Raw genomic sequence first — 3,805 nt, forward strand, 5'->3', positions numbered from 1 at the left:
GCTCCCATCAATATGACCGATCAGAATCGGGCGAGCGCGTCTCCAGTTCCATATCGTCTTTCGTCTGTCTGATCCGGTTCCTTGAACCTGATTTACCTTACTTAGGGTCTGACCTGGCTGCATGAATACCCAAGAGGCGAAAATCGTCCTCGAGACTGCATTGATCTGCACGCAGGAGCCGCTGAAAATCGGCGAACTGCGCAAACTGTTTGCCGACGACGTTTCGGCGGACACGGTCCGTAACCTGCTCGAAGACCTGCGGCACGAATGGTCGGGGCGCGGCGTCGAGCTGGTGGGGCTCGCGTCGGGCTGGCGCTTTCAGAGCAAGCCGGCGATGCGGACCTACCTGGACCGGCTGCACCCCGAAAAGCCGCCGCGCTATTCGCGCGCGGTCCTCGAAACGCTCGCGATCATCGCGTACCGGCAGCCGGTCACGCGCGGCGACATCGAGGAGATTCGCGGCGTCACGGTCAACACGCAGGTCGTCAAGCAGCTCGAGGACCGCAACTGGATCGAAGTCATCGGTCATCGCGACGTGCCGGGACGCCCGGCGCTCTATGCGACGACCCGGCAATTCCTCGACGATCTCGGCCTGAAGTCGCTTGATGAATTGCCGCCGCTCGACGATCCGTCGAGCCAGCTGGGCGAGCAACTGCTTGCCCAGCACGCCATCGAGTTTCCCGATAGCGACGCGGCGCAGCTCGTCGCGCAGGGCCAGCCCGAGGTGCACGAGGCGGCAGGCGCGGGAGATGCGGCAGCGTCGGCAGGACAGAGCGAAGCGTCTGAGCAGCCGGCGCGTGAAACGCCAGAGGGCTCGGTTGCAAACGATGCTTATGCCGCAGAAGTCGCGGGCGGCGCTACGCAGCACGAATCAAGCCTCGCGGAGCACGGCGTGGCCCTGGACGCTCACGCGCAGGAAGCCACGCACGTGGCCGCGCATATCGCCAATACGGTCGATACGGCCGGCGAAGAACACGAAGACCGCCGCGACGCGGCACAGGACGACCCCGTCTCGACGACGGACGACGAAGCCGCCCGACGCGGCAACTGAAGCAGCAAGCATTTTTTGACGCGCCCCGCAAGCGGGCGCGCAACCTGACATTTTGAGGTTGTTTTGACTGATATCCACGACACTGATTCGACCGACGCGCCCGAATCCGCGCGCCGCGCGTCTTCCGCGCGCGACGACGATACGCGCGCCTCGCAGGTCGAAGGCAACGCCCCGGGCGCACAAGCGCAAGGTGGCGAGGCACAAGGCGGCGAGGGCGAAGAGCGTCCGCGCCGCGGCCTGCGCCGCGGGCCGCGCAGCCTGATCGCGCGCCGCCGTGCGGGCGCGAAGGTAAAGGCCGCAGAAGGTGCGGGCGGCCCCGAGAGCGCGGAGTCGACTGCGGCGAGCGCTGCCGCGACGCAGACGCCGCCGGACGGCGGCGTCGCTGCGCAGGTGCGCACGCCGCGCAAGGACGCGGGCGCGAAGAAGCCGGGCCGCCGCCAGAATGTGGCCGGTGGCTCCAGTCAGGGCGAACGTCAAGGTGAACGACGGGACGAACGTCATGGCGAGCGCCAGCAGGGCGCGGGCAAGCGCCAGAAGGGCCAGGGGCGCGCCGAAGGGCAGCCGGCGGCCACGGCTGGCGATTCCACTCAGGACGACTTGTTCCTCTACGTGACCTCGCCGGCATTCGACGCCGACAACGGCGCCGGCACGGGCGTGCGCGCGCCGATGCTGCGCGGCGGCCGTGCCCAGCCCAAGCGCGTGCTGAGCCCGGACGACGATGCGCCGAAGCTGCACAAGGTGCTGGCGGACGCAGGCATGGGTTCGCGCCGCGACATGGAAGAACTGATCATTGCGGGGCGCGTCTCGGTGAACGGCGAGCCTGCCCACATCGGCCAGCGCATCCTGCCGACCGATCAAGTGCGCATCAACGGCAAGCCGATCAAGCGCAAGCTGCCGAACAAGCCGCCGCGCGTCTTGATCTATCACAAGCCTGCCGGCGAGATCGTGAGTCACGCCGATCCAGAAGGCCGCCCCTCGGTGTTCGACCGCCTGCCGCCCATGAAGACGGCGAAGTGGCTGGCCGTCGGGCGTCTGGACTTCAACACCGAGGGTCTGCTGATGCTTACGACCTCGGGTGATCTGGCGAACCGCTTCATGCACCCGCGCTACAGCGTGGAGCGCGAATACGCGGTGCGCGTGGTGGGCGAACTCAGCGAGGGGAATCGCCAGAAGCTGCTCAAGGGCGTCGAGCTCGAGGATGGCCCGGCGAATTTCCTGCGCCTGCGCGACGGCGGCGGCGAAGGCACGAATCACTGGTATCACGTCGCGCTGGCCGAAGGGCGCAATCGCGAAGTGCGTCGCATGTTTGAGGCGGTTGGCCTGATGGTGAGCCGTCTGATCCGTACGCGCCACGGCCCGATCGCGCTGCCGAAGGGTCTCAAGCGCGGCCGCTGGGAAGAGCTCGAAGACAACCAGGTCCGCAGCCTCATGGCGGCGGTCGGCCTGAAGGCGCCGAGCGAAGAGAAGGCGGGTGGGCGTGGCAAAGAGCAGGACCGTCGCCAGCCCGATCCGATGCAGACTTCGATGGGCTTCATCAATCGCGAACCGGTGCTGAGCTCGCACGGCGCGATGAACCAGCCGCGCCAGGGACGACGCGGCGTGACGGGTGGCTTCGGCGGCGGGTCTGGCGGCTTCGGCGCGGGCTCGGGCTCGGGCTTCGGCTCGGGGCTGGGCGGCGGTCGCGGTGGCAACCGTACCGGCGGCCGCGAAGTCGACGGCAACCGTGCTCCCGGCGCGGGCAAGCGAGCGGGCGGCAATGCGGGCGGCACGGGCGGCAATCGCCGCGGCGGCCCGGGCAACAACGCCAGCACCAATGCTGGCGGCAATCGTGCAGGCGGTAACAACCGTGGCGGCCAGCGCGGCACACCGCGCAATCGCACCCGCGGTCATTGACGACGACGCGCGACGCCCGGCCGCATCACGCGTCGGGCTTCGTCTCTCGCGCAACGGCATGCGTGTTGCCGCTTCTGCAACACGCCGATTAGCGCGGAAATCGCCTGCAAATCACCTTGGCAAGCCCATAAAACGCAGTAAATGGCTGTTAGGGCTTGCCTCGTGATTTGCGTTAATGTCCAAAAAAGGCTAGAATCACAAAGTCGCTGGGCGTGCGGCTATTCTTTGCGCCCCAGGTGCGACCACCTGGCTAAGTGAGAAGATGGGCGTTTCGCCCATTTTTTTTTTGGTTCGCCGGATCTGTGCTGTCACAGCGAATGCTGTCGCAACGGCGCAGATTCAGGAGCCGGCCGCGGTGTTCGGCATCGTGGGGCAGGTAGGTGAGAAGCGCGCGCGCTCACCTGGCGCGCGGCCCGCGAATCCCGAGCGAAGCAAATATTTGAGCGAAGGAAGTTGCCGGCCCGCTGCGCGAACATCTGGAGTGGGCATTGTGCAACTGACGGAACTGATTGAAACCACGGTCACCGGTCTCGGTTACGAGCTGGTCGACCTCGAGCGCACCGGGCGCGGCATGCTGACCATCTACATCGATCAGCCCGCGGGGATCGCGATCGAGGACTGCGAGAAGGTCACGCGTCAGCTGCAGCACGTTCTGACGGTCGAGAACATCGACTACGAGCGACTCGAGGTTTCGTCGCCCGGTCTCGACCGTCCGCTGAAAAAACTGGCGGACTTCGAACGCTTCGCAGGCTGCGAAGCGGTCATCACGTTGAAAAAGCCATTGGACGGACGGAAATCGTACCGGGGTATCGTGCATGCTCCCGAGGGCGAGACCATCGGTCTGGAATTCGAAGGGAAGGC

3 protein-coding genes are annotated in these 3,805 nt (G+C 66.4%); all 3 read left to right on the forward strand.

Translation table 11 applies throughout. From position 1 onward, the window contains the following. Positions 1-121: 121 nt before the first annotated feature. A complete protein-coding gene (gene scpB, locus VMJ11_RS13485; RefSeq protein ID WP_325619898.1) occupies positions 122-1,051 on the forward strand; it encodes an SMC-Scp complex subunit ScpB in 930 nt (309 codons plus the stop codon). Positions 1,052-1,114: 63 nt separating this feature from the next. After that, positions 1,115-2,944 carry a 23S rRNA pseudouridine(2605) synthase RluB gene (gene rluB, locus VMJ11_RS13490; protein ID WP_325619899.1) on the forward strand — a complete coding sequence of 610 codons (1,830 nt, stop codon included), beginning with the start codon at positions 1,115-1,117 and terminating at the stop codon, positions 2,942-2,944. Positions 2,945-3,434: 490 nt separating this feature from the next. Continuing rightward, positions 3,435-3,805: ribosome maturation factor RimP (gene rimP / locus VMJ11_RS13495; protein ID WP_325619900.1), on the forward strand; the 371-nt coding region annotated here is incomplete at its 3' end.

It is taken from the genome of Paraburkholderia sp., from assembly GCF_035501035.1.
Classification (GTDB): Bacteria; Pseudomonadota; Gammaproteobacteria; order Burkholderiales; family Burkholderiaceae; genus Paraburkholderia.